General features: G+C 34.7%; 22 protein-coding genes. 11 read left to right on the top strand and 11 right to left on the bottom strand.

Annotated elements, in window-relative coordinates:
* Positions 1-158 precede the first annotated feature (158 nt).
* On the bottom strand, positions 159-3,578 hold the full coding sequence (locus CA2559_RS06865) for a methylmalonyl-CoA mutase family protein (RefSeq protein WP_013187131.1): 3,420 nt from the start codon (positions 3,576-3,578) through the stop codon (positions 159-161).
* A 200-nt stretch (positions 3,579-3,778) separates the two neighbouring features.
* On the opposite strand from CA2559_RS06865, the gene CA2559_RS06860 reads away from it, so the two are divergent.
* A complete protein-coding gene (locus CA2559_RS06860; RefSeq protein ID WP_013187130.1) occupies positions 3,779-4,483 on the top strand; it encodes a DUF4197 domain-containing protein in 705 nt (234 codons plus the stop codon).
* 118 nt (positions 4,484-4,601) lie between these two features.
* Positions 4,602-4,775, top strand: a complete 174-nt coding sequence (locus CA2559_RS13865) for a hypothetical protein (protein WP_013187129.1) — start codon at positions 4,602-4,604, stop codon at positions 4,773-4,775.
* Here the strand turns inward: CA2559_RS13865 and CA2559_RS06855 are convergent.
* Entirely contained in the window at positions 4,765-5,280 is a 516-nt protein-coding gene (locus CA2559_RS06855; RefSeq protein WP_013187128.1) for a hypothetical protein, read from the bottom strand. The genes CA2559_RS13865 and CA2559_RS06855 overlap by 11 nt on opposite strands.
* Before the next feature lie 159 nt (positions 5,281-5,439).
* Here CA2559_RS06855 and CA2559_RS13745 point away from each other — a divergent pair, with 159 nt between their 5' ends.
* Positions 5,440-5,613, top strand: a complete 174-nt coding sequence (locus tag CA2559_RS13745; protein WP_013187127.1) for a Lacal_2735 family protein — start codon at positions 5,440-5,442, stop codon at positions 5,611-5,613.
* On the opposite strand, the gene CA2559_RS06850 is transcribed toward CA2559_RS13745, so the two are convergent.
* From CA2559_RS06850 to gyrB, 5 genes are all read right to left on the bottom strand, one after another.
* Positions 5,596-6,396: an ABC transporter substrate-binding protein gene (locus tag CA2559_RS06850; protein WP_013187126.1), complete on the bottom strand. Its 801-nt coding sequence runs from the start codon at positions 6,394-6,396 to the stop codon at positions 5,596-5,598. The genes CA2559_RS13745 and CA2559_RS06850 overlap by 18 nt on opposite strands.
* A 66-nt stretch (positions 6,397-6,462) precedes the next feature.
* Positions 6,463-7,425: a DUF6588 family protein gene (locus CA2559_RS06845; RefSeq protein WP_013187125.1), complete on the bottom strand. Its 963-nt coding sequence runs from the start codon at positions 7,423-7,425 to the stop codon at positions 6,463-6,465.
* A 124-nt stretch (positions 7,426-7,549) separates the two neighbouring features.
* Positions 7,550-10,294: a TonB-dependent receptor gene (locus CA2559_RS06840; RefSeq protein ID WP_013187124.1), complete on the bottom strand. Its 2,745-nt coding sequence runs from the start codon at positions 10,292-10,294 to the stop codon at positions 7,550-7,552.
* A gap of 210 nt (positions 10,295-10,504) precedes the next feature.
* Complete coding sequence (locus CA2559_RS06835; protein WP_013187123.1) at positions 10,505-11,527, bottom strand: DUF6588 family protein; 1,023 nt, start codon at positions 11,525-11,527, stop codon at positions 10,505-10,507.
* A 125-nt stretch (positions 11,528-11,652) separates the two neighbouring features.
* On the bottom strand, positions 11,653-13,590 hold the full coding sequence (gene gyrB, locus CA2559_RS06830; RefSeq protein ID WP_013187122.1) for a DNA topoisomerase (ATP-hydrolyzing) subunit B: 1,938 nt from the start codon (positions 13,588-13,590) through the stop codon (positions 11,653-11,655).
* A 186-nt stretch (positions 13,591-13,776) separates the two neighbouring features.
* Here gyrB and CA2559_RS06825 point away from each other — a divergent pair, with 186 nt between their 5' ends.
* The gene (locus tag CA2559_RS06825; protein ID WP_013187121.1) at positions 13,777-15,042 is read left to right on the top strand and encodes a YCF48-related protein; all 1,266 of its coding nucleotides are present in this window, start codon (positions 13,777-13,779) and stop codon (positions 15,040-15,042) included.
* Between the two features lie 64 nt (positions 15,043-15,106).
* On the opposite strand, the gene asnB is transcribed toward CA2559_RS06825, so the two are convergent.
* Positions 15,107-16,795, bottom strand: a complete 1,689-nt coding sequence (asnB, locus tag CA2559_RS06820; protein ID WP_013187120.1) for an asparagine synthase B — start codon at positions 16,793-16,795, stop codon at positions 15,107-15,109.
* Between the two features lie 276 nt (positions 16,796-17,071).
* Here asnB and CA2559_RS06815 point away from each other — a divergent pair, with 276 nt between their 5' ends.
* Positions 17,072-17,632, top strand: a complete 561-nt coding sequence (locus CA2559_RS06815) for a DUF2911 domain-containing protein (RefSeq protein ID WP_013187119.1) — start codon at positions 17,072-17,074, stop codon at positions 17,630-17,632.
* A gap of 74 nt (positions 17,633-17,706) precedes the next feature.
* Here CA2559_RS06815 and CA2559_RS06810 read toward each other — a convergent pair whose 3' ends face one another.
* Both CA2559_RS06810 and CA2559_RS06805 read right to left on the bottom strand, forming a co-directional pair.
* Positions 17,707-18,150 carry a DUF2059 domain-containing protein gene (locus CA2559_RS06810; protein ID WP_013187118.1) on the bottom strand — a complete coding sequence of 148 codons (444 nt, stop codon included), beginning with the start codon at positions 18,148-18,150 and terminating at the stop codon, positions 17,707-17,709.
* 28 nt (positions 18,151-18,178) lie between these two features.
* The gene (locus CA2559_RS06805) at positions 18,179-18,811 is read right to left on the bottom strand and encodes a 7-carboxy-7-deazaguanine synthase QueE (protein ID WP_013187117.1); all 633 of its coding nucleotides are present in this window, start codon (positions 18,809-18,811) and stop codon (positions 18,179-18,181) included.
* 124 nt (positions 18,812-18,935) lie between these two features.
* Here CA2559_RS06805 and CA2559_RS06800 point away from each other — a divergent pair, with 124 nt between their 5' ends.
* The 5 genes from CA2559_RS06800 to CA2559_RS06780 all read left to right on the top strand — a co-directional run bounded on the left by CA2559_RS06800 (position 18,936) and on the right by CA2559_RS06780 (position 22,973).
* Positions 18,936-20,486, top strand: coding sequence for a helicase HerA-like domain-containing protein (locus tag CA2559_RS06800; protein WP_013187116.1), 1,551 nt, complete (start codon positions 18,936-18,938; stop codon positions 20,484-20,486).
* A 124-nt stretch (positions 20,487-20,610) separates the two neighbouring features.
* Positions 20,611-21,174 (top strand): helix-turn-helix domain-containing protein, encoded by a 564-nt coding sequence (locus CA2559_RS06795; protein ID WP_013187115.1) that lies wholly within the window; start codon positions 20,611-20,613, stop codon positions 21,172-21,174.
* Between the two features lie 84 nt (positions 21,175-21,258).
* Complete coding sequence (locus CA2559_RS06790) at positions 21,259-21,810, top strand: hypothetical protein (protein WP_013187114.1); 552 nt, start codon at positions 21,259-21,261, stop codon at positions 21,808-21,810.
* Positions 21,811-21,934: 124 nt separating this feature from the next.
* Positions 21,935-22,291 (top strand): 50S ribosomal protein L19, encoded by a 357-nt coding sequence (rplS, locus tag CA2559_RS06785; protein WP_013187113.1) that lies wholly within the window; start codon positions 21,935-21,937, stop codon positions 22,289-22,291.
* Positions 22,292-22,367: 76 nt separating this feature from the next.
* On the top strand, positions 22,368-22,973 hold the full coding sequence (locus CA2559_RS06780; protein ID WP_148232789.1) for a DUF6705 family protein: 606 nt from the start codon (positions 22,368-22,370) through the stop codon (positions 22,971-22,973).
* Positions 22,974-23,468: 495 nt separating this feature from the next.
* Here the strand turns inward: CA2559_RS06780 and CA2559_RS06775 are convergent, their stop codons facing one another.
* Entirely contained in the window at positions 23,469-25,685 is a 2,217-nt protein-coding gene (locus CA2559_RS06775; protein WP_013187111.1) for an NADP-dependent isocitrate dehydrogenase, read from the bottom strand.
* Between the two features lie 299 nt (positions 25,686-25,984).
* Here CA2559_RS06775 and CA2559_RS06770 point away from each other — a divergent pair, with 299 nt between their 5' ends.
* A complete protein-coding gene (locus CA2559_RS06770; RefSeq protein WP_041240941.1) occupies positions 25,985-26,470 on the top strand; it encodes a T9SS type A sorting domain-containing protein in 486 nt (161 codons plus the stop codon).
* Positions 26,471-26,479 lie beyond the last annotated feature (9 nt).

The raw sequence follows: 26,479 nt of genomic DNA, 5'->3' as shown, positions 1-26,479 counted from the left end.
TAATAATACACATTTACAACCATTTATAATTGCTTACAAATGGATATCACCGTTTGTAAATACAATTTGGCATAAAAAAACCTCACTATAGTTAGTGAGGTTTTTTTTAACTCACTATAGTTAGTGAGGTTTTTTTTAATTCTATAAAACGTGAGGTCTTACATATTACGTCTGTACTGGCCACCAACTTCAAATAAGCTTTCTGTTATTTGCCCTAAAGAACAAACTTTAGTCGCTTCCATAAGGACATCAAACATATTTTCATTTTGTATTGCTGCGTGTTGTAACGATTTTAGAGTATCCTCTATCCTATCTTCATAGGTTTTATGAAGATTCTCTAATGTTGCAATTTGGTGTTGCTTCTCTGTTTCTGTAGCTCTTATAACTTCTGCAGGTTGTACAGTTGGTGATCCTGTACTACTCAAGAATGTATTAACGCCAATTATAGGGAAATCGCCATTATGCTTTAAGGTTTCATAATACAAGCTCTCTTCCTGTATCTTGCTACGTTGGTACATAGTTTCCATAGCACCAAGAACGCCACCACGTTCTGTAATACGATCAAATTCCTGCAATACGGCTTCTTCTACCAAGTCTGTAAGCTCTTCAATAATAAAAGCGCCTTGTATCGGGTTTTCGTTTTTAGCTAGTCCTAATTCCTTATTAATAATTAACTGTATAGCCATTGCACGTCTTACAGATTCTTCTGTTGGTGTGGTAATAGCTTCATCATACGCATTTGTATGCAATGAGTTACAGTTATCATAAATAGCATACAAGGCTTGTAATGTTGTACGTATATCATTAAAGTCAATTTCCTGAGCGTGTAAACTACGTCCAGATGTTTGTATGTGGTACTTTAACATCTGTGCTCTAGGATTGGCTCCGTATTTATGTTTTAAGGCTTTAGACCAAATTTTACGTGCCACACGACCTATTACTGCATATTCTGGATCTATACCGTTACTAAAGAAAAAGGATAGGTTAGGTCCAAATTTATTAATATCCATTCCTCTAGACAGGTAGTACTCTACATAAGTAAAACCATTTGCCAAGGTTAAAGCCAACTGTGTTATTGGGTTGGCACCTGCTTCAGCAATATGATAACCACTTATAGAAACTGAATAGAAGTTGCGCACTTGTTTTTCTATAAAATACTCTTGTACATCTCCCATTAAACGCAATGCAAATTCAGTTGAGAAAATACACGTATTTTGCGCTTGATCTTCTTTTAATATATCTGCTTGTACGGTACCACGAACTTGTTTTAAGGTATTTACCTTTATGTCTTGGTACACATCTTTAGGTAATACTTGGTCTCCTGTTACTCCTAATAACATTAACCCTAAACCATTATTAGTTTCTGGCAACTCACCTTGATACGTTGGGCGTGTTAAACCATTTTCACTATAAATAGCATTAATCTTTTCTTCTACTTCACTTTCTAAGCCGTGCTCTTTTATGTATTTCTCACAATTTTGATCTATTGCTGCATTCATAAAGAAGCCTAACAGCATTGGTGCAGGACCATTAATGGTCATACTTACCGATGTTAGTGGATGACTTAAATCGAATCCTGAATATAATTTCTTAGCATCGTCTAAACAACATATACTTACACCTGCGTTTCCTATTTTACCATAAATATCTGGTCTGTGTCCTGGATCGTTACCATAAAGTGTAACACTATCAAACGCGGTAGATAAACGTTTTGCTGGCAAGCCCATACTCACATAGTGAAACCTACGGTTGGTACGTTCTGGACCACCTTCTCCGGCAAACATACGTGCTGGATCTTCGCCTGTTCGTTTAAATGGATATAATCCTGCAGTGTACGGAAATTCTCCTGGTACATTTTCTTGTAATACCCATTTTAAGATATCGCCCCAAGCTTGGTATTTTGGTAAGGCCACTTTAGGTATTTGCGTGTGTGATAAAGACTCAGTATGTGTCTCAATCTTTATTTCCTTATCTCTTACCTTAAATGAATAGATAGGGTTTTTATAGCGATCTACTTTTTCACTCCAACCTGTTATAACTTCCCAGTTGTATGGATCTAGATCCATTTTAACACGGTCAAATTCTGCTATAAGTAATTTTAAAAGTTCTTTGTTTTCTGAAGGTTCTTCAGTTACCTCTAAACCTGCTTTAGTTAAGTTTGGTGAGGTTCCTGTAACAGACTCAACTGTTTTAAAGATACCGTATAAACGTTGAGCAACTTCAACTTGTGCTGCTGCAGTAGTGTCGTAACCACGATTATTTTCAGCAATTTCTGAAAGGTAACGTGTACGAGCTGGCGGAATTACAAATATCTTCTCACTCATCTCCTTACTTATCTCGAAGTTAGAAGACAACTCTGCTCCTGTGCGCTCTACAACCTTATCCATAATCGCTTTATAAAGCGTATTCATTCCTGGATCGTTAAACTGAGAGGCAATTGTACCGTAAACTGGTAAATCGTCTTGGTGCACATCCCATAATTGGTGGTTGCGCATAAATTGTTTTTTAACATCGCGTAAGGCATCTAAAGCACCACGCTTGTCAAACTTATTAATAGCTACCAAGTCGGCAAAATCTAACATATCTATCTTTTCCAGCTGTGTTGCTGCACCAAACTCTGGTGTCATAACATAAAGAGATACATCACTATGCTCAATAATTTCTGTATCGCTTTGGCCAATACCAGAAGTTTCAAGAATAATAATATCATACTCTGCTGCTTTTAAAACTTCAACAGCTTCATTTACATATTTAGATAAGGCCAAGTTACTTTGGCGTGTTGCCAAGCTACGCATATATACACGTGGAGAGTTTATGGCATTCATACGAATACGATCTCCTAGCAATGCACCACCAGTTTTACGTTTAGAAGGATCTACAGAGATTAACCCTATGGTTTTCTCTGGAAAATCTACCAAAAAACGACGTACTAACTCATCTACTAAAGACGATTTTCCTGCTCCACCAGTACCGGTAATACCTAAAACAGGTGTTGTACTTTTTTCATTTTTCTTATGTATTTCGTCTAAAGTGTCTTTAGCTACTTCTGGAAAGTTTTCAGCAGCCGAAATAACTCGTGCTATAGCGTTAGGCGATTTATTTGGTAATTCTTTTAATTCACCATTTAACGTTTTACCTATTGGAAAATCTGAAGTTTTTACCAAATCGTTAATCATACCTTGTAGGCCAAGCTCACGACCATCGTCTGGCGAATAGATTCTGGTAATCCCATAATCCATTAACTCCTTAATTTCTTCTGGAAGGATAACACCACCGCCACCACCAAAGATCTTGATGTGACCAGCGCCTTTTTCCTGAAGCAAATCATACATATACTTAAAGTACTCGTTATGACCACCTTGATAAGATGTCATAGCAATAGCATTGGCATCTTCTTGTATGGCAGTATTAACCACTTCTTCTACACTACGGTCATGACCTAGGTGAATAACCTCTACACCTGTAGATTGTATGATGCGTCGCATAATATTTATTGCGGCGTCATGACCATCAAATAATGATGCTGCTGTTACTATTCTAACTTTATATGTTGGTTTGTAAGGTGCTACTTGTTCCATAATTACGATAACGTTTGAGCTGGCAAATTTACGGAATTAGGAATAGGAATGGAAGAGATTTACACTTGTTTGCAGTATTGTTGAAAATTCTCTTATGTATTAAAGATTTTTCAATACAAAATCTCAGAAAAAAATAGCATCTTTTAAAAAGTTCATGATTTAAGCATTGTGTATCTTTGGGAATAACAAACACCTTTCCTATGAAAAAAGTTATCGCTTTATGTTTAATTCTTGTAGTTTCTTCTTGTGCAGAGCTACAACAAGTAGTTAATAATTTACCACAACAAGGTTATGGCCTTACACAAGAGCAAATTGGCCAAGGTCTTAAACAAGCCTTAGATAAGGGTATAGACCAACAGGTTACAAAACTAACACAGCAAGATGGCTTTTATAGAAATGAATTGGTTAAGATATTCTTACCCGAAGAACTACAAAAAGTAGATAAAGGATTGCGAGATATTGGCTTAGGAAACTTAGCAGATGAAGGTATAAAATTACTTAACAGAGCTGCAGAAGATGCTGTTAGTGAAGCAACACCTATATTTATTGATGCTGTTAAGGATATTACCTTTACAGATGCTAAGAATATTCTTTTAGGTCCAGATAACGCAGCCACACAATATTTAAGCGATAAAACGACTAACGCGCTTTATGCTAAGTTTAATCCTGTAATTAGTAACTCTTTTGCAAAGGTTGGTGCAGATCAAATCTGGGAGAACTTAATAACACGCTATAACCAAATTCCATTTACTCAAAATGTGAATCCAGATTTAACAGATTATGTAACGCAAGAAGCCTTAAAGGGTGTTTTTACAATGATTGCTGTTGAAGAAAATAATATAAGAGACCAAGTATCTTCTAGAACAACAGATTTGCTAAGACGCGTTTTCGCGCTACAAGATTAAATGCGTAGTACTACACGTGTTAAATAAATATTAAAATTATTTAGAAAACCACTAACTTACAACTTAATAACATAAATTAGTTATGCGTACATAATAAATAATCTCTTACAATTATACTATGAAGCCCTTAGCCCGTACACAAATTTTAAGTAAGTTAGAGAGTAAGTATAGAAAGCATATGGAAAATGCTTATCACTTTAAATATACTGATCCTAGTGTTAGTGATTACTCGGAGTTTAAAGCCTATAAGACCTTGGCGAAAATTCAGTTTTTATTACGCGCTAGTGCTTAAGCTTTTCGTAAAAACCTTTAAAAATTAATGTTGCTTCACCATTAGCGCTAATAGTGTTCCATTCTTGTTTTACGCGACCATCTTGTAATGGAGTCCAAGTAATACGATTTACTTTTTCTTCTTGCTGCGTTTCATAATTAGCTGTTTGTGAAGTTAAAATCATTTTACCGTCTAAAAATTGACCTGATAATTTAAGTGCCTCACCTTGATTGTCTAACCATAGCTGTTCCCATTGGTTAGATTTCGAATTATAGAAGTTATAACTAGTTCCTGTATATGCAGATGTTGAGTTAGACCATTCTTCCTTTAAAACACAATGGTTTTGTACAAATGAAATTGTGCTATATCCTAAAGTTTTTCCCTTTTCATCTTTTACTTCCCATTGGCCTTCCCAAAAATTAAATTGGTTATGCTTTTCTGTACAGCAATTACAGGATTCTTGTGCATTAAGTTGTGGATTGCTAAACAAAAAACACAGAATAAATACTAGTTTAAGAAGCTTCATAATAATTTGTTTAATAGTTAGCAGTAAATTCTTAACAATACTCAAAATATTAAAGAATTATTATCAGATTATTAACTCTTCATTAAGACTTCACTTTAATCTGCTTAATTAGATTTGTGGTACTAAACAATTATATCTGATAAAAAATTACAATCAAGAATGCTATTTAAATCTAAGAACAAGAGCTCTTTAGATAAACTTAAAGATAAGTATACTTATTTAATGAGAAAATCTTACAACACCGCTATTAAAGACAAGCAAAAAAGTGATGTCCTAAACAAAAGAGCAGATTTGGTATTGAGAGAAATTAAGAGGTTAGAGACCCAATCCTAAACTTGCTCGCAAATGCTTAAAATAGGTTGCTGCCCCAAGCAATCTAGAACCATACCAACTAAAGTACTCACCATCTACTTTAATTAATTTAGACTTATCAATAATTCCCTTAAAGTCCTTAAAGTGTTTTTCATTAAAGGGATAAGGTTCTGAAGAAAGAAATACATAATCTATTGCTAAATCTTTGAGTGACTCCAGTTGTAGCTCTGGATATCTAGATTTATTTGCAAATACATTTTCAAAACCAGCAATTTTAAGTAGGTAATTTATAAAGGTGTCATTGCCAATTGTCATATAAGGATTACGCCATATTAAATACACTACTCTTTTCTTCTTCACTCCTTTTAGCTGATTTGTAAGCTGTGAAAATTCAGATTTCTGTTTAGATATTAACGTCTCTGCTTCAGGTTCTTTATTAAATAGTGCTCCATATTGCTTGATGAGTTCATAGTTTTCCTCTAAGGTTTGTACATTAGAAACATGTACAGGACAGATTTCCTCACAGGTATCAACAATTTCTTTAGTATTCTCTTCTTTGTTACATAGAATAATATCTGGATTTAGTGCTTCTAGTTTGTCACTATGAATTTGCTTTGTACCACCAACAACGGTCTTTTTTTTAATTAAACCTTTTGGGTGAACGCAAAATTTAGTGAGCCCAACAATTTGATGCTCCAAACCTAAATTTACTAATAACTCTGTTTGGCTAGGCACTAAAGACACAATACGCTTTGGAGTCGTCTTAACTAATAAAGTTCTAGATAATTGATCTTTTATTGTCATAGCTTAAGTTACTAGATTCAGAAACAAAATAGTAACTATTCTACACACTCACAATCTGTGGAAAGGTTAATTAATTGCATAATTAACACTAACGTTTAAATTTATAAAAGCTCCTAACGTTGCTATTGTTTGAAAGTTAAGTTTACCAAAATAAAGATTAAACCCAAGGTTTGCTGTAGGGTTTACTTTCGTATCATCTAAATCTTTTAATGCTGTATTTAAGGCTCTCAAAAGTGCTTCACCATCGCCACCAAGTTCATATCTAAATGTTGAGGATGTAAATCCTAAAGCTAACAATGGCTCAAAATAGTGCAAACGTTTACTAGCAATAGCTTGTACTAATATAGAGTTAGAAAGGACGCGAATAGTATTAAAGGTTACACCAGGAATTTCAACTGGATCATAATTTATATCGAACTTAAAATTAGAATAGGTTGCTTGTAACGCTAAATGAAATTGTTTAGGTGATTTAAAATATTGTGATACGTTATGTTGTAAACCTAAACCATACACTAAGTAATCTACATTATTAATATTTATACTAGGTGCATAGCGCACAGAAAATTGTGTGCCATAGGGCAAACCAACAGTAGCCTGAATAAATCCATAAACGAACTCGTTTTCATTTATGCCTTCTAACGCTTGAAACTCAAAATCCTCATCGAAAACAGTACCTTCAAAAAATATAGCACTATCATCTCCTAAAGCAGTAGGAATAGTAGCTGTCTCTGTTCCATCTTGTAAGTAAAGGTTGGTAAATTGAGAATTACTCACCTGTGCTGTTTTTTTACTCTCTGGTAAAAATAAAACGTTGCCGTGTAGTGATACGTTATACTGCCATTTGCTTAGTGGTTTTGCGCTATTAAACCATCCTGCAGAAGATTGATGTATTGCGGCTTCTGCGCCTGGCGTGACATAGGCTCTGGAAATAATTAAAAAATCTGTAACAACCTCATCTACATTTGAGGATTGCGAACATAGTTTACAGTTTACAACTAAGAGTAGTATAAGAGTGAAGTAACGTTTCAATAAAATAATTTAGAGTACACCAAATCTACTATAAACCAAAGTATTAAACCCAATATTGGTATATAAAAAAAGCCGCTTCAATTAAGAAGCGGCTTTAAGGCTATTTCAAAAAATTATGTTGTTTTTAGAAATCAAATCTTAAACTTGCATTCCAAGTTCTTCCGAAACCGAAATAAACACGGTTAGAAGTAGCAATACCATCATAAGTAGCATCACCTTCTTGAGCAAATCTGTTAGTATCAGACTCAGAGATATAAACCTCATCTAATACGTTGTTTATGTTTAAACGGAACGTCATTTTTTCACCTAAGAATGAAGGGATTGAGAATGACATACCAGCATCTAAAAGACCGTAAGAAGGTAATTTAAGAGCACCATCTTCGCTAACATCTGAAGCATCGAAAGCTGCATATAAATTATCTGCAAAACGGTAGTTAGCATCTACTTGTAATGACTTGTAAAGCTTTACATCTGCACCTAAACTAGCTGTAAATTGTGCAGCATCTCCAACTTTCACACCATCTAATGGTAATAATACTGATTGAGACTCACCATCGATAACAACTGGTTCTTGGTTGTTATCAAAATATGTAGCAACTACATCGTCTTTATATTGCCAGTCTCCAATAGAGATCATACCGTTAACACCAATAAACTCATTAATTCTGTAACGTGCATCTGCCTCAATACCCATGTGAACTTGAGTAATACCTAAGATGTTTGCTGTACCTCTAATTTCGTCTGGAGTATCTTCATTAAACGTTGCAGATACAGACTCAAAACGGTCTGCCCAACTCGTACGGTAAAGGTTTACGTTTGCTCTAAAGTTTCTGCTTCTGTAACCGTAACCAAGCTCAAAACCTACAACTTGCTCATTTACTAAGTCTGGGTTAAGTTGGTTTGAGAAGTTAATGTAAACTGCATCAAATAATGGCTGCTTAGAATAGTAACCAGCGTTACCAAATACATTGTGATTATCATTAATGTTCCAGTTAATACCACCTTTAATGTTACCTCCTAAGATGTTTTCGTAGTCAGTTTTTTCTGCTGGTGTAGTTCCAAAAAACTCTTCTCTAGCAAAGCCTTGGTTAGAAACTGCACCTTGAACAAATGCAGAGATATTATCTTTAGTATATTCTAACTGTCCAAAAGCACCTGCCCAGTTTACAAGACCTGTATTATAGTAGTCTATTTTCTCTTCATCATCTATATCTGCGAAAACCCACCAAGGTTGGTCTGCATCATACGTTTCAAAGAAGATGTTAGATAATGCTGCATCATCAACAGGATTGTTTCTATTATCTGTTTGTTGGTAAGCATCACCACCTAAAAGATCGTTAACTCTTCTGTAGTGAAATCCTTTGTATTGTCTTAAATCTATACCGAAATCTAAAGTTAACTCATCTGATAACTTGTTGTTAAGATTTGCTAATACGCCATACCAGTTGTGAGAGTTGATAGATGCACGTCTTGTAATACCGTTAGTATTGTTTTCATTATCGTTAAGGTCACTATTATTTAAGTAAAGACCATTAACTTGAGCTCTAGGCTGAGCGCTAAAATCTGGAACTAATTGACCACTGTTGTATGCAACAATATCATCTACTCTAATTAAACCATTGTCTGTTCTAGGTAAAGCAAATTGTCTTCTTCCATTAATTTCACCAATCTCACCAGTACCACCACCACGACCAAATGATGCGTAAGCAGTTGTAGTAAGTTTAGTAGCGTCACTAATTGTCCAATCCCAGTTTAAGCTTAAGATAGGCTTGTGGTAAAAGTTTCTTCTAAAAGAGTATTCTTCACCATTTCTAAAGCCCCAATCTTCATTGTACTTAATTCTTGGCTCTTCGCCACCACCATATTGTATGTAAGCATCGATTGAGCTCGCTCTAGAACGTTGGTGGTGCCATTGTGGCGCACCAGTTACTGTAAACTCTAAACCGTGATTTTCATTTGGTTGGTAACCTACAGATGCGAAGTAGTTAAAACCTTCAAACTTTGTTCCGTCTATGTAACCATCTCCAGCTGTTCTGCTAAATAAGAAAGATCCAGACCATCCAGACTCACTTAAACCTGTTGAGTAAGAAGCTAATGTTTTGATGTAATCATTATTACCTACAGATGTAGATACAAATCCACCTTCTGATCTATCTGCACTACGAGTTACAACGTTTATTGTACCACCTACAGAAGAAACAGCTAGTTTAGAAGATCCTAAACCTCTTTGTACTTGAATAGCTGATGCAACATCAGACAGACCTGCCCAGTTACTCCAGTATACAATACCGTTTTCCATATCATTAATTGGCACACCATTAATTAATACCGCAGAGTTTTGAGTATCAAAACCACGGATATTAACTCTTGAGTCACCATAACCACCACCTTGCTTAGTTGCATAGATAGATGGTGTTGTGTTTAAAATCTCAACAAATTCTTGAGATCCTAATTTTTGTCTTATTTCACTAGCTCTAATAGTAGAAACAGCAACAGGAGTTTTTCTGTCCTTAGCTAAATCTACAACACCAGAAGTTGTGATTACTACTTCTGATAGTGTTGCCTCATCTGGAGCCAATGTTACAGAACCAATAGATGTTTTACCTTCAGATACGTTGTAAGCAACAGTTTTAGTAATGTATCCTACGTAAGAAATTTTTAATTCTCCAGAAGTTGAACCAACTGATAATGAAAAGTTTCCATCGAAATCTGTTATTGTACCATTTCCAGAAGATACGTCCATAATGTTTGCACCTAATAAAGGAGCATTGCTATCACCATCATAAATTTTTCCAGTTACCGTAGTTTGGGCAAAAGAAAAGCTTAATGCAGTTAAACAAAAAAGAAAAAATAATGAGAGTTTTTTCATTGTGAGTTATAGTTTTGGTTTGAGGCGCAAAAATACTCTATGAAAACTCATTTTTTGGGATGAAATAAGTTAAGAAAACTATAAGGGAACGTTATGTGTTATATCTAATTAAATATAATAACATTTTGTTATTCAATTATTTATAAAGTTCTTTTTATAAATAATCACTCTTTTATATTATCTAAACTAAACTTCAATGTTAAGTAATTGTTAAATGCCAAAATGCACACCAGCTGAAACTGTATTGTAATCTGCTATATTATAATCTGCGTGCAACCCAAAGAAGCCTAAATTAAGTTTTAACCCTAAGGTTGCGCGTACTCCAGAGATATCATTCTCAATACTAAATGGATCTGTTATAGACTCTTCGCCTCCAAATATTGGTGTTGCATCTCTAAACCTATAAGTTCCTAATATATCAAACTCAGAAGTTCCTGTTACATATCCTAAACCACCATAAAAATTAATGATTGGCAATTTAGTAGATACTTGTGCCTCGACCGTGTAGCTATTCTGTGTAAGCTCAAAACGTTGATTTTCACCTTCAATAACACCTTCATCTGTAAAGTCATATTCTCCAGATGTGTTGGTATAAGAGACTAAAGCAGAAACACGTATTGGTAGTACATCACTACCAGGAAACCACTGACTTATCTCGTGTTGCACTGCTATACCTACAAGTCCTGTTTTAATGTCCTCATACTCTATCTTTGGAAAATAGCGCACCTTAACTTCTGTTGCTTTAAAAACACCCAACCTAGCTTGTAGGAATGCTGTTGGCAGAAAGCTAATATTCTCTGAACCCAAACCTTGTGGTAACACAATTTCTACTTCTTCTTCAAAACCAAATTCATTTTCTACAGTGGTAACCACTAAAACATCTGGATTATTTTCTCCAAAAGCAGTTGCTACTTCTTGCGAAGCGTTTCCATTCTGTAATTCTAAATTATTATAATCACTATTATTAAATGTAAAAGACTTTTGTTCATCTTTTATTAATGTTGCGCTTCCCATTACAGAAAATTCAAACCCCAAAACTTTCTTCACTTTTGCACCTTGCATCCAGCCACTTGTGGTATTCCACAATAAACCTTCGGCGCCAGGTGTAATATATTGTTGTGTAAACGTTTGCGCATCCTCAACTCCAGATGCCAGCAACTCATCTAAATTTTGCTGTGCACTTACAGTTGTTATTGTAGTTAGAAATACGAGTGTAAATAGTATCTGTTTCATAAGAGATGTTTTTTGTTAAAACGAATTTATTAATAAGTAATTATACAATTTCACATAAATGTATAAAAAAAGACGCTTAAAAAAGACTAATTTTTTAAGCGTCAGTTTATTAGGGTGTCTAAAAATTAGACATCAATATTTGCATATTTTGCGTTTTTCTCGATAAACTCACGTCTAGGCGGTACATCATCTCCCATTAACATAGAGAATATACGATCTGCCTCTACTCCATTATCTATAGCTACTTGTCGTAATGTTCTAAACTCTGGGTTCATTGTTGTGTCCCAAAGCTGTTCTGCATTCATCTCACCAAGACCCTTATAACGTTGCACGCTTACACTGCCTTTAAACTCATTGGCAATTGCTTCACGTTCATCTTCGTTCCAAGCATAGCGTTTTTTCTGGCCTTTCTTTATTAAGTAAAGTGGTGGTGTTGCAATATAAATATGACCAGCTTCAATAAGTTCTTTCATATACCTAAAGAAGAACGTTAAGATAAGAGTTGCAATGTGACTACCATCTACATCGGCATCACACATAATAACTATTTTGTGATAGCGTAATTTAGATAAGTTTAATGCTTTACTGTCTTCTTCTGTTCCTATTGTTACTCCTAAAGCTGTAAAGATGTTTTTAATCTCTTCGTTTTCAAACACTTTATGAGACATTGCTTTTTCAACATTAAGAATTTTACCTCTTAATGGCAATATAGCTTGAAATGCTCTGTCTCGACCTTGCTTTGCTGTACCACCTGCAGAGTCACCCTCGACAAGAAATACTTCACATTCTGCTGGATCTTGATTAGAACAATCTGATAGCTTTCCAGGTAAACCGCCAATACTCATTACGGTTTTTCGCTGCACCATTTCACGTGCTTTCTTTGCTGCGTGTCTTGCTTGTGCGGCAAGGATAACTTTTTCTATAATTGTTTTAGCATCATTAGGATTTTCCTCCATATGAATCTCAATCATTTCTGATACTGCTTGAGATACCGCAGATGTTACTTCACGGTTACCTAATTTTGTTTTGGTTTGCCCTTCAAATTGAGGCTCAGATACTTTTACAGATATAATTGCAGTTAATCCTTCACGGAAATCGTCTCCAGCAATGTCAAACTTTAGTTTATCTAACATTCCAGAAGCATCTGCAAACTTCTTAAGAGATGATGTTAAACCTCTTCTAAAACCTGCTAAGTGTGTTCCTCCTTCGTGTGTATTAATATTGTTTACGTAAGAGTGTAAATTCTCTGCGTAAGATGAGTTATAAATCATAGCCACCTCAACAGGCACACCATTCTTTTCACCTTCCATAGAAATAACATCCTTAATAATAGGATCTCTATTACCATCTAAGAAACGTACGAACTCAGACAACCCTTCTTCTGAGAAGAAACGTTCTGAAATAAACTCTCCTTTATCATCTGTTTGGCGCTTATCTGTTAATGTAATTGTTAGTCCTTTATTAAGGAAAGCTAACTCACGCATTCTACTTGCAAGCGTTTCGTAATTATATTCTATAGTTTGCTGAAAGATTTGGTTGTCTGGGTGAAACGTAACAACTGTTCCAGAAAAATCTGTATCACCTACAGCTTTTACAGGATACAATGGCTTACCACGCTCATATTCTTGCTCCCAAATTTTACCGTCTTTATGTACAGAAGCTTTTAAATGGTCTGATAATGCGTTAACACAAGATACACCAACACCGTGAAGACCTCCAGAAACTTTATAAGAATCTTTATCAAACTTACCACCAGCACCAATCTTAGTCATTACAACCTCAAGTGCAGATACGCCTTCTTTTTTGTGAATTCCGATAGGAATACCACGGCCGTTATCTTTAGTCGTAATAGAGTTATCTTCGTTTATTATGACATCTATAGTGTCACAATAACCTCCCATTGCCTCATCAATACTATTATCTACTACCTCATATACCAAATGGTGCAAACCACGTATACCAACATCTCCAATATACATAGATGGGCGCATACGCACATGCTCCATTCCTTCTAAGGCCTGAATACTATCTGCTGAATACTGTTTCTTTGATTCTTCGCTCATATTAAAATTGGTCTTATTTTTCTCGAAATTTCACTAACAGACAAATATAACAAAACACCTCTTTTATCGCGGTGTCATACAAGATTGAAGCCCTTAAGTTATCAACAATTTGTGAGTAATTTTAAGCATTACATTCAGGAGCTTTTACAGTCTATTTTTTAATACTTTTACTAAAAAATAGCACCTATGAAATACCATATCTTACTCATATTTAGCATCTTCACTTCTTCATTACTCGCACAAAGCTCTTGGTCTAGTTTAGACAATGCTCCCGTAAACGCAAATGGAACTCGTTTTGATGATGTTTTTTTCATAAATTCAGAATTAGGATGGATAGCTAATGGCGCTAACGGTAATGTTTTTAAAACCATCGACGGTGGTGAAAATTGGACTGAAGTTTTAAATGAAGCCGATATTTCTGCAAATGTTTACTACAGAAATATTGAATTTTTTAATGAAAATATTGGTATTGTCACGTCACTTAGCGGGTTGCATTTTAAAACAACAGATGGTGGTATTACTTGGTCTCCAATTACTTTTCCTAACAATCCGACAGCAATTTGCGGGCTTTCACAAGCATCTGAAACTACAATGTATGGTTGTGGAGCTTACAATGAACCTGCTTTTATTTTAAAAACTACAGATACTGGAGATACTTGGTCTTATACAGATCTAAGCACACTTGCCAATGCTTTGGTAGAAATGCTTTTTCTAAATGAATTGGTTGGTTATGCAGCTGGAAAAAATGATAGTGGTGGCGTTATTCTTAAAACTACAGATGGCGGTTTAACTTGGACACAAATTTACAACTCTAACATTGCAGGAGAATATGTTTGGAAATTACAGCTTGTTAATGATAATCCTAATGTATTATTTGGATCTATAGAGTCTGTACCTATGCAACAAGGTAAAGTAATTAAGAGTTTTGATGCTGGTGCAACTTGGGAAAGCAAAGATTGCCCTATTAGACCAATACAAGCACTTGGATTTGAAACACCTCAAAGAGGTTGGGTTGGTGGCCATATTGGTAACCTTTATGAAACAAATGATGGTGGAGACACGTGGACAGATTTAGGATTTGGTACAAACGCAAACCGTATTTTTTTTGTTGGTAATACTGCATATTGCTCTGGTGCTACTATTTTAAAATTAACTGAAACTCTTTCTATCCCAAATAACAATTTAGAGTCCCGTAAGGACTTAAAAGTGGTTATATCACCTATGCCTATAACAGATAAATTAAATTTCTCAATTGAATATCCTGAAACCGACAATGCCATAATAGAACTTTATGACCACCAAGGAAGACGTGTAGAAAAGCTTACCAGAGAATCTCTTGTTAGTAAAGGCGTAAAAGACTACAGTTTTAATTTTAATCACGCTGCTGGCCTTTACTTTTTGAGCATACAACATAATACAGGACGACAAAGTATTCAGTTTATAAAAAAATAAACAACAAAGGCTCTGAATTGGAATTTCAGAGCCCTTGAAAACAAAACATAACTAAATTTAATCTTTATACTGCTACAGCTTCTTTTTCTTGGTAAGCATCATCATGAACTTTGGCAACAGCTCTACCACTAGGATCATTCATATCTTTAAATGCTTCATCCCACTCTAAAGCAATTTTAGTACTACACGCCACACTTGGCTCCTGAGGAACACAAAGTGCCGCAGCGTCACTAGGGAAATGCTCTTCAAAAATACTACGGTAATAAAACTCCTCTTTGTTTTGAGGCGTTTGTATAGGGAATCTAAAATGTGCATTTGCCATTTGTTCATCTGTTATTAAATCGTTTACCATTTCTTTTAAAGTATCTATCCAACTGTAACCAACACCATCACTAAACTGCTCTTTTTGTCTCCACGCCACACTTTCTGGTATCATATCTTCAAACGCTTTACGTACTACCCACTTTTCCATACGCTCACCATTAATCATTTTATCTTGTGGGTTTATACTCATTGCAACATCCATAAACTCTTTATCTAAAAATGGTACACGACCTTCAATTCCCCAAGCCGCTAAACTCTTATTAGCACGCAAGCAATCATACATGTGTAGTTTACTTAATTTACGAACAGTTTCTTCGTGAAACTCTTGAGCATTTGGAGCCTTGTGAAAGTATAAATAGCCACCAAACAACTCATCTGCACCTTCACCAGACAGCACCATTTTTATCCCCATAGACTTAATGACACGTGCCATTAAATACATTGGCGTACTTGCACGTATTGTTGTTATGTCATATGTTTCGAGATTGTAAATAACATCTCTTATTGCATCTAAACCTTCTTGGATTGTGAATTTAATTTCGTGATGTACTGTATCTATATGGTCTGCAACTTTGCGTGCAGCAGCTAAGTCTGGAGAACCCTCTAAACCTACAGAAAAACTATGCAGTTGTGGCCACCAAGCATCTTTTTTACCATCACTTTCTACTCTTTTTTGAGCATATTTTTTTGCTATTGCAGATGTTACAGAGGAGTCTAATCCGCCAGAAAGCAATACACCATATGGCACATCACTCATTAACTGTCTTTGTACAGCAGCTTCCAGCGCCTCTTTAATTTTAGCAATGCTAGTTTCATTATCTTTTACAGCATCAAATTCTGTCCAATCTCTTTTATACCATTTTACAAATTTTCCGTCTTTACTAGACATATAATGTCCTGGAGGAAATAATTGAATTTTAGAACAAACACCTTCTAACGCCTTTAATTCTGAAGCTACGTAAAATGTTCCGTTTTGATCCCAACCAATATATAATGGAATAATTCCCATATGGTCTCTAGCCACGAAATATTCATCCTTTTCCGCATCATAAATAGCAAAACCAAAAATGCCATTCATATCGTCTATAAAGTCAACTCCTTTTTCCTTATATAAAGCTAAAATAACCTCGCAGTCACTTTCAGTTTTAAAATCATACTTTCCTTCAAACTGCTTACGTAATTCCCTATGGTTGTAAATCTCTCCATTCGCAGCTAATATAAGTTTACGATCATCACTCAATAACGGTTGTTTACCAGATGCTGGATCTACAATAGCCAATCTTTCGTGAGCCATTATAACCTTATCATCGCTATAAATACCGCTCCAATCTGGACCACGATGACGTATAGCTTTTGCCATTTCTAACACTTGAGGTCTTAAAACTTCAGACTTTTCTTTTAAATCGAATGCGCATACTATTCCACACATAATACTATAATTTAGTTTGTTTTGTTTTCTTTATATACACAAATATGAATATAAGATTACATTATGTAAACACTATGCTCTATTATGGTGATAATTTAAAACTAAATATCAATTATTAGTAACATTTTTAAATTCTAAACTTACTAATAATAGCTTTCAACTTACAACTTGTAGTATTAAGGATTTAACAGAAGTTAAACAATGTATTAACTGTTTTGGTGTAAGTCTTGCTGTATCTTTAAGACAAAGTCAAAAATTAATTAAAAACTAAAACCAATGAAACATATTATGATGCTTGTTGCAATTGTATTTGCAACATCTGTAGCTACTGCACAAGACAAAATGACAAAAGACTCAGACAAGGTTAACTTTTCTAAAATGGATGTTAGTCCTTTAGATGTAACCCTTTTTAGAAATGAAAAGAAAGAGCCCATTGCAAGAGTTATGTATAGTAGACCACAAATGAAAGATCGTGAGATTTTCGGAAATCTTGTACCATATGGTAAAGTTTGGCGTACGGGTGCAAATGAAGCATCTGAAGTTACCTTTTATAGAGATATGACTGTAGGAGGAAAAAAAGTAAGTGCTGGTACATATACATTATATACTATTCCTAATGAGAAGGAATGGACGGTTATCTTAAACAAAGCAAATAATGTTTGGGGTGCTTATGATTACAAGGAAGAAATGGATGTAGTTAGAATTAATGTACCTGTAAGAACTTCTCCTAAGCCTATTGAATCTTTTTCTATGGCATTTAAGCCTGTTGAAAACGGTACTCATTTAATGATGGGTTGGGATAATACATATGTAGAGATACCATTTATGTCTATCTAAATTTAAGAACCTACTTACAAACAAAAACCCCGAAACTAATGTTTCGGGGTTTTGTATTTATACTGAAACGTAGTTTAGTAACCTTGCTCAGACATTTTTTCATTGAAACGTTTTCCAAGCTCCATTCCCCATTGCTGTCCTACCTGCATAGATTCTTGCATAATTGCCGGTGTGCTATTTGCAAATTTAGTACCTACTTCGGTTTGATAAAATGCAATTAACTCTTCTAAATCATTCTTTGTTAAGTGCTTACTATATACAGGCACTAACATTTTAGTTAAATCATTTAAAGACATTGCTAAAAATTCCTTTTCTAAAGAATCCCAAGCATCTGCAGGCACATCTGATTTTTGTGATTTATACATACCTACCATTTGTTTAATTGTAGATTGATAAGCAGCTTCTGTACCAGATACTTCAAACATCTTTTTTAAGGTGTCTTCGTAACCTTCTTCTACTTGACCCCAAGACATTACAGACATTAAACACACAAGTGCAGAAATAAAATACGTTTTCATTTTTTAATTATTTAGTTAGTTAAAGTTATTACGGAATATTCAAATACTTATGTGTTTGCAAACTTACTTTCCATTGTGGGTTTGCCATCACAAAGTCAACAATTAAAGGCACTACTTTGTCTCTTACACTCCACTCTGGTTGCAAATACAAAATACAATCCTTATTTACTTTTGCTGCTTGTTCTTCTGCAAATTTTAAATCGTGTTTATTAAAGATAATAACTTTAAGCTCATTAGCTTTTTCATAAACCTCTTTAGTAGGAAGCTTTAACTTCTTAGGAGATAGGCATATCCAGTCCCATTTACCAGTTAATGTATATGCACCACTTGTTTCAATATGTGTTTGAGCACCTTCAGCTTTAAGCATCTGAGTTAACAGTGTCATATCCCAAGTTAATGGTTCGCCTCCAGTAACAACAATAGTCTTAGAGTATTTTACAGCTTCAGAAACTATACGCTCTGTTGCGGTTGGCGGATGTTTCTCTGCATCCCAACTCTCTTTTACATCACACCAATGGCAACCTACATCGCAACCACCAATTCTTATAAAATAAGCAGCCGTTCCCTTATGATAACCTTCACCTTGTATGGTGTAAAATTCTTCCATAAGTGGCAACATCTTACCTTCTTCAACCAATTGAGATATCTCTTCTTTCGTCATAGCTGGCAAAGATAAGGGTATTCCTTTTGAAATAGAAGGATTGTCTCTAACCTTTATTATTATAAAAGTAATATTGTAAACCCATAAATGTATTCCTATTTTTATCGTCTAATTTTAAAGAGCCATGACTAAAAGAGACGAGTTTAAAGCGGTTATAGATAACGGCAATACATTTAAAGGTGATAGTATTAATCTTGGCGCAGCTATGCTGGATGGCGAAACTATTACCAATGCCCTTGTAAAAATTCCGCTTAAAACGATGAACCGTCACGGTCTTATTGCTGGTGCTACTGGAACTGGTAAGACTAAATCTTTACAAGTACTGGCAGAAAACCTAAGTGATAAAGGTGTACCTGTTTTACTTATGGATATGAAGGGTGACTTAAGTGGCTTGGCAGCAGCAAGTGAAGGCCACCCGAAAATAGATGAACGTCATGAAAAAATAGGATTACCTTTTAATGCCAGTAAGTTTCCTGTTGAGCTTTTGAGCCTTAGCGACCAAGATGGCGTGAGGTTAAGAGCTACGGTAAGTGAGTTTGGACCTGTTTTATTTTCTAGAATATTAGATGCCAGTGATGCCCAAAGTGGTATTATCTCTGTTATCTTTAAATATTGCGATGACAATAAACTGCCTTTACTAGATCTTGAAGATTTTAAAAAAGTTTTGCAATACTCTACAAATGAAGGTAAGGAAGAATTGGAGAAGGATTACGGTAGGATTTCATCTGCATCTACCGGCGCAATTCTCAGAAAGATAGTAGAGCTTGAACAACAAGGCGCAGATATATTTTTTGGTGAACGTTCTTTTGAAGTTAAAGACCTTAAACGTACAGATAGTAATGGTAAAGGTTATATAAATATTATTCGCCTAACCGATATACAAGACAGGCCTAAGTTGTTTTCAACATTTATGTTAAGTTTATTAGCCGAGATATACTCAACGTTTCCAGAACAAGGAGATAGCGGCAAACCAGAACTCATAATTTTTATAGATGAAGCACATCTTATATTTAAAGAAGCTTCTAAAGCATTACACTCACAAATTGAAAGTATTGTAAAGTTAATTCGCTCTAAAGGTGTAGGTCTTTATTTTGTAACTCAAAACCCAACAGATGTTCCAGATGGTGTCTTAAGCCAATTAGGTTTAAAGGTGCAACATGCCTTACGTGCATTTACAGCAAAAGATAGAAAAGCCATTAAGCTAACTGCAGAAAACTATCCTATATCTCCGTTTTATGATACAGCAGATGTTCTTACATCTTTAGGAATAGGAGAAGCCTTAGTCTCTGCATTAGATGAAAAAGGAAGACCAACACCTTTAGCTGCTACTATGATGCGAGCTCCTATGAGCCGAATGGATATACTTACAGACAAAGAAATTAAAACACTTAATGAAGAATCTTACCTAGCAGATAAGTATAATGAAGTGATAGACCGAAAAAGTGCCAACGAAATGTTGGAAGAAAAAATTGCTAAAGCTGCTGAAGAAGAAGCAAAATCTAAAGCCCAAGCAGAACGCGAAGAGCTAGAAAAAGAAGCAAAAAAAGCAACAAGCAGAAGAAAAACACGGTCAAGAAATACAACTAGCGATACTCAAAAAGCCATAATAAAAGTGCTTACCAGTGCCACAGTAATTAGAGGTGTGCTAGGCATCTTAGGTAAAATGATTAAATAACAACCATATCTAAATATTTGTTTTACAGACTTTTGACATAAATGTCGTAAACATGTCACACACAAGACGCAAGAGATTATATATGTTCACAATTAGTTTTGATGCATAATTTAAAACATATATCATGAGTCACCTAGGTCAAAAAATTAAAGACGCAAGAAAACAAAAAGGACTTTCTCAGGAAGAATTGGCAGATTCCGCTAAGGTAAGCTTGAGAACCATACAGCGTATAGAAACCAATAAAAATGAACCACGCGGCAAAACACTACATTTAATATGTACTGCATTACAATTAAATATTGAAGACCTTGCTGTTTACGGTAAAGAGGAAGACAAAACCTATCATATAGCACTACACCTTTCAGTTTTATCAGTTATTATCTTACCGCTAGGCAACATCATATTACCATTAATACTTTGGATGCCTAAAAAAAATAAAATTATAGGGTTACATAAAGTGGGTGCAACTATATTAAATTTTCAAATTATATGGTCACTTATCACATTTGGAATTATAATACTGGCCACTCTATTTAAAGTTATGCATTATTCCGGTAGCTCTATGTTGTTTTACATTGTTATCCTATTGTATTTACTAAATTGTAGTTTAGCTATAGGATCTGCAATAAAGTTAAGAGCTGGAAGGAACCGTTCGTTATACCCATCGCTCATAAAATTTATTAAATAGACACTAATCAATTTTGAGCTTACTGTAAAGTACATTACTTTCGAAGACTATTAAACGTTTTTAAAACTAAAATCCTACATACTCATGAAGAACCTTTTAGCAATTGCAATACTTTGTATCTTCTTTACATCTTGCGAAAAAGAACAAGACCCTTTTTTAATTACAGCAACAAATATTGGCAAGCTCACCAAGGATATTAAAGTAAGCCAATTAGATTCTATTTACAGCCAAGACTCCATTGTGAACAATATTACTGGAGATGAATTTATAAATGGCGGCGCAGAAATAGATATTTATGAAAAAGGTGGTACCTACTTATTACACTTAGCACCATCTGAAGAATTTGATAGCACAAGCACAATTGCTAACATACGTATTATAGATGATCGTTACAAAACTGAAAAAGGTCTTACTGTAAAAAGCACCTTTAAAGACATACAAGAATTTTACCCAATTTCAAGAATTGAAAATACGTTGAGCTCTGCCGTAATTTTTATAGATGAGATTAACGCTTATGTTACAATAGACAAGAAACAGTTACCAAGCAAACTACAGTTTGACACTAGCACAAAAATTGAAGCCTCTCAAATTCCTGATAATGCAGTTATTAAGCAATTTTGGGTAGGTTGGGAATAATTGCATATTCTATTAAAAAACACTTGGTTAATAGAAAAAAATAAGTAATTTTGCACCTCGATTTAAAATAACCTCTGGCGAGAATCGCGAATGTTGTTTCAAACTAAACACAAAACCATATACTATGGACTCGTTAATCAAATTTGTTCAAGACGAATTCGTTACAAAAAAAGAATTTCCAGAATTTGTAGCTGGAGACACTATAACAGTGTATTACGAAATTAAGGAAGGTGAAAAATCTCGTACGCAGTTTTTCCGCGGTGTAGTAATACAACGTAGAGGAAAAGGTCTTACAGAAACATTTACTATCCGTAAGATGAGTGGTACTGTAGGTGTAGAGCGTATCTTCCCAGTTAACATGCCTGCTTTACAAAAAGTAGAAGTTAACAAGCGTGGTAAAGTACGTAGAGCACGTATATACTACCTTAGAAACCTTACTGGTAAAAAAGCACGTATTAAAGAACGTCGTTTTACTGAGTAGTTTTCACTCTAAACACATTAAAAGCCTTTCTTCTCTTAGAGTTGAAAGGCTTTTTTTTTTAATTTTTAAAGTAATAATGAGAATCACTTTTATATTTTTTCTACTAATTGGTGTTTACTGCAATGCACAGCAACCCATTATCTCTATGGAAGCTCGAGAAAATGATTACTCAATCGAGCTTACACCAGGATGTTATTACAAAGATACAACCAACGCCTACCAACCTTTTGTGGGCACTTGGGAATGGACAGATGGCAACAGTACCTTAACATTAGTGTTTGAAAAAATAGAAATGGTATATGTACATTTTAGTGACATATATAAAGATTATCTTGTCGGCAAATACAAATATGTAGAAGATGGCATTGTGGTTGTTAACACCTTAGACAATGTTGTAAACAGCACTAATTTTTGGAGCGGTGCATATGTACCTATATACGGTAGTGGTCATCCTTCAGATCTAACATTCCATTTTCAGTTTAGTGATTATGCAAAAGAAAAGCTTGGCAACGGAAGATTAGAGATCACAGAATATCTTACCCAAAGTAATGGCAGTATTTTAGCCACGAAAGCAGATTGGAGCCTTAGAGGCAAAGGCGGCATTTATATAGAAGGTATAAGCCCAGAAATACAGCCAGGATTCTCAATCCCGACAGGTGTTACCTTAACAAAGATTAACTAAGACTACATATCAACAAATGTTAATAACAAAGGTTTATAACAAGTTAAAAACTAAATAGTTATATTATAATGTCATTTATTTAATTTTATATTACATTAGTAATGTTATTAAAGAATACCTAACGTCGCAAGGAGTTACAGATACTTTAATACAGTAATAAACGTTCATTACTTTGGTCTATTAGTAAGAGTTAATTTATAATTTAAATTGTAATTCACTTTACTATAATGACCGTTCTAAATCTTTAGGATTCGCTTTTATAATAGTCTTATAAGAGATGTATAAATTTAGATTTAGCAGAATTGTTTCTGTGTCGGGTTCGTTTAAAAACAGATACCAGTAACGCATTGAAAGAGATGCTACACAAATTTAAACAATTCTAAAAAGCCATTTCTTTTAGCATTTCGCTTTAGGGAAATGGCTTTTATTTTTAAACATAAAAAAAGCTTCCTAAGATAATCTTAGGAAGCTTTTTAAATTAATATAAACTAGTAATTAGTTTAAAATAGCATTAAGTGTTTCACTTGGTCTCATAGCTTTACTCACTTTGTTATAATCTGGGTAGTAGTATCCATCGATATTTACAGGAGCACCTTGAGCTGCATTTAACTCTTTAATAATCTTATCTTCATTAGCTTGCATAGTTTCTGCAAGACTAGCAAACTCATCTTTTAGATCTGCATCTTTATCTTGAGATGCTAATCCTTGTGCCCAATACATTGCTAAGTAAAAATGACTACCTCGGTTATCTAATTCATTAACCTTACGAGACGGCGATTTTCTGTTTTCTAAAAACTTTACTGTTGCTTCATCTAAAGTATCTGCCAAGATTTGAGCTTTAGGGTTGTCTGCAAATTCAGATAAATGCTCAAGAGATACAGCAAGCGCTAAAAACTCTCCTAAAGAATCCCAACGTAAGTGACCTTCTTCTACAAACTGCTGTACGTGCTTAGGAGCACTACCACCAGCACCCGTTTCAAATAAACCACCACCATTCATTAATGGTACTATAGATAACATTTTTGCACTTGTCCCTAATTCTAAAATTGGGAATAAATCTGTATTATAATCACGTAATACGTTTCCTGTTACAGAGATGGTATCCTTACCTTCTCTCATTCTAGCTAACGTATATTTAGTAGCTTCAACAGGAGACATAATTTGTATGTCTAAGCCATCTGTATCTAAGTCTGCTAAATAGGTATTTACCTTAGTAATAAGTTCTGCATCGTGGGCTCTTGTCTTATCTAACCAGAAAATAGCTGGTGTTTGAGAAGCTTTTGCTCTTCTTACGGCTAATTTTACCCAATCTTGAATTGGTAAATCTTTTACTTGGCACATTCTCCAAATATCACCTTCAGAAACATTGTGCTCTGTTAGTGTATTGCCTTGAGCATCTACAACTCGAACAGTACCTTCAGTCTCAATTTCGAATGTTTTATCGTGAGAACCATATTCTTCTGCTTTTTGAGCCATAAGTCCAACATTTGGCACAGTTCCCATAGTCGTAGGGTCAAAAGCACCGTGTGTCTTACAAAATTCAATAGTTTCTTGATAAATACCGGCATAACTACTATCTGGAATTACCGCCTTTGTATCTTGTTGGTTGCCTTCTTTGTTCCACATTTGTCCAGAAGTACGAATCATAGCTGGCATAGAAGCATCTATAATAACATCACTTGGTACGTGTAAATTTGTAATTCCTTTATCACTATTTACCATTGCTAAATCTGGTTGTTCATTGTAACAAGCTTCAATAGCTGCTTCAATCTCTTCTCGCTTAGCGTTTGGTAATTCTGGTAGTTTAGCTATTAAATCTCCAAAACCATTATTTACATCTACTCCTAACTCGTCAAAAGTTTCTCCATATTTTTCGAATACAGGTGCAAAGAATACTCTTACTGCATGGCCAAAAATCTTTGGGTCACTTACTTTCATCATTGTTGCTTTCATATGCAATGAAAACAAAATGCCTTTATCCTTAGCATCTTTAACCTGCTCTTTCAAGAAGTTAATTAATGCCGTTTTTTCCATTACAGACGCATCTATAACTTCGCCATCTAAAACTGAAACCTTGTCTTTTAATGTAGTTACTTCTCCATCCTTACCAACGTGCTCAATTTTTAGAGATCCTGCATTTTTAATAGTTACAGATTTTTCATTGTGCCTAAAGTCACCGTGATCCATTGTAGAAACGTGAGATTTTGAGTCTGAAGACCACTCGCCCATTCTATGTGGATTGTTCTTAGCATATTGCTTAACTGGCTTAGGTGCACGTCTATCTGAATTACCTTCACGCAACACAGGGTTTACAGCACTACCTAAACATTTTGCAAATTTTGCTCTTAAAGCTTTGTCTTCTTCTGTTTCTGCATCTTCCGGATAAGTAGGAATATCAAAACCTTTTGCCTGCAACTCTAATACTGCTGCGTTTAGTTGAGGTACAGATGCACTAATGTTAGGAAGCTTTATTATGTTAGCTTCTGGTTGCTTAGCAAGTTCACCAAGTGCTGCCAAAGCATCGTATTGCTTTTGCTCTTCTGTAAGACGGTCTGAAAATGTTGCAATAATTCTGCCTGCCAATGAGATGTCTTCTACATCGATAGTAATGTTAGATGTTTTAGTAAATCGTTGTACAATAGGTAAAAACGAATGTGTAGCTAACATTGGAGCTTCATCTGTCTTTGTATACTTTATAGTGGCTTGCTTCATTGAAAAATTGCTTTAATATTTAAAATAAATCTACTTTTATTACAGTCTCGCGAAGATAAGAAATAAGCAAAGCTTAGGCAACATTGCAAGTTTAGCTTTTAGTTATGAAGTTTATATCTTAACCTTTTATGTCTTGTATCTTACTATTTAAAGTGCCAAGTGCTACTCTCACTAACCTCAGCTTGCCGTTACTTACTATAAATCAATCATTTAATCACTTAAAAATATACTTAATATTAGGTATTTCAAGACGAGGCGTTCCTAAGTAACTTCACTAACGAACTTTAAATCAATAATATATGAAAATCAACATCAAAACCTATCTGTGGTTATTGTTCTTGAGCTTACTTACTATTCCGCTCTTTGCACAAACCTCAATTAATGCTGCTGCAATTAATTCGCCACCACAAAATGACATTTTACAGACAGCTAGTATTGGGCAAGTTTTTTACCTTGAAAATGCCTCTGCAAACACACAAGAAGTTCAAGGTGTGCAGCAACCTTTATTTATAGAGGTTTTAAGCACAGAAGAAAACAACCCTTTAGCTTTGGAAACTTCCATTTATCCTAACCCAACAAACAATAGCGTGCATTTGGAAATTAAGCAATGGGACTCTAATCTGTCTTATAAACTATACGATACTTTAGGAAAACAAATCTCTGCAAACACTATAACAGCAGAACGTACAACCTTGCAAATGGATTACCTCTCAAGTGGTATTTACATTCTTCAACTTTTAGAAAACAACAGCCCCATAAAAATAACAAGAATCGTTAAACGATAAATTTATTAT

Origin of the sequence: Croceibacter atlanticus HTCC2559 (assembly GCF_000196315.1) — a bacterium.
In the GTDB taxonomy this organism is placed as follows: domain Bacteria; phylum Bacteroidota; class Bacteroidia; order Flavobacteriales; family Flavobacteriaceae; genus Croceibacter; species Croceibacter atlanticus.
This window is presented reverse-complemented; position numbering and strand designations above follow the sequence as displayed.

What these genes read in the sequence shown, in the direction of transcription:
- CA2559_RS06825 (WP_013187121.1), top strand. Translation starts at nt 13,777, where the DNA reads ATGAAATACCATATCTTACTCATATTTAGCATCTTCACTTCTTCATTA.
- CA2559_RS06850 (WP_013187126.1), bottom strand. Translation starts at nt 6,396, where the DNA reads ATGACAATAAAAGATCAATTATCTAGAACTTTATTAGTTAAGACGACT.
- asnB (WP_013187120.1), bottom strand. Translation starts at nt 16,795, where the DNA reads ATGTGTGGAATAGTATGCGCATTCGATTTAAAAGAAAAGTCTGAAGTT.
- CA2559_RS06860 (WP_013187130.1), top strand. Translation starts at nt 3,779, where the DNA reads ATGAAAAAAGTTATCGCTTTATGTTTAATTCTTGTAGTTTCTTCTTGT.
- gyrB (WP_013187122.1), bottom strand. Translation starts at nt 13,590, where the DNA reads ATGAGCGAAGAATCAAAGAAACAGTATTCAGCAGATAGTATTCAGGCC.
- CA2559_RS13745 (WP_013187127.1), top strand. Translation starts at nt 5,440, where the DNA reads ATGCTATTTAAATCTAAGAACAAGAGCTCTTTAGATAAACTTAAAGAT.
- CA2559_RS06815 (WP_013187119.1), top strand. Translation starts at nt 17,072, where the DNA reads ATGAAACATATTATGATGCTTGTTGCAATTGTATTTGCAACATCTGTA.
- CA2559_RS06795 (WP_013187115.1), top strand. Translation starts at nt 20,611, where the DNA reads ATGAGTCACCTAGGTCAAAAAATTAAAGACGCAAGAAAACAAAAAGGA.
- CA2559_RS06865 (WP_013187131.1), bottom strand. Translation starts at nt 3,578, where the DNA reads ATGGAACAAGTAGCACCTTACAAACCAACATATAAAGTTAGAATAGTA.
- CA2559_RS06805 (WP_013187117.1), bottom strand. Translation starts at nt 18,811, where the DNA reads ATGACGAAAGAAGAGATATCTCAATTGGTTGAAGAAGGTAAGATGTTG.
- CA2559_RS06835 (WP_013187123.1), bottom strand. Translation starts at nt 11,527, where the DNA reads ATGAAACAGATACTATTTACACTCGTATTTCTAACTACAATAACAACT.
- CA2559_RS06855 (WP_013187128.1), bottom strand. Translation starts at nt 5,280, where the DNA reads ATGAAGCTTCTTAAACTAGTATTTATTCTGTGTTTTTTGTTTAGCAAT.
- CA2559_RS06790 (WP_013187114.1), top strand. Translation starts at nt 21,259, where the DNA reads ATGAAGAACCTTTTAGCAATTGCAATACTTTGTATCTTCTTTACATCT.
- CA2559_RS06810 (WP_013187118.1), bottom strand. Translation starts at nt 18,150, where the DNA reads ATGAAAACGTATTTTATTTCTGCACTTGTGTGTTTAATGTCTGTAATG.
- CA2559_RS06800 (WP_013187116.1), top strand. Translation starts at nt 18,936, where the DNA reads ATGACTAAAAGAGACGAGTTTAAAGCGGTTATAGATAACGGCAATACA.
- CA2559_RS06770 (WP_041240941.1), top strand. Translation starts at nt 25,985, where the DNA reads ATGAAAATCAACATCAAAACCTATCTGTGGTTATTGTTCTTGAGCTTA.
- rplS (WP_013187113.1), top strand. Translation starts at nt 21,935, where the DNA reads ATGGACTCGTTAATCAAATTTGTTCAAGACGAATTCGTTACAAAAAAA.
- CA2559_RS13865 (WP_013187129.1), top strand. Translation starts at nt 4,602, where the DNA reads ATGAAGCCCTTAGCCCGTACACAAATTTTAAGTAAGTTAGAGAGTAAG.
- CA2559_RS06780 (WP_148232789.1), top strand. Translation starts at nt 22,368, where the DNA reads ATGAGAATCACTTTTATATTTTTTCTACTAATTGGTGTTTACTGCAAT.
- CA2559_RS06840 (WP_013187124.1), bottom strand. Translation starts at nt 10,294, where the DNA reads ATGAAAAAACTCTCATTATTTTTTCTTTTTTGTTTAACTGCATTAAGC.
- CA2559_RS06775 (WP_013187111.1), bottom strand. Translation starts at nt 25,685, where the DNA reads ATGAAGCAAGCCACTATAAAGTATACAAAGACAGATGAAGCTCCAATG.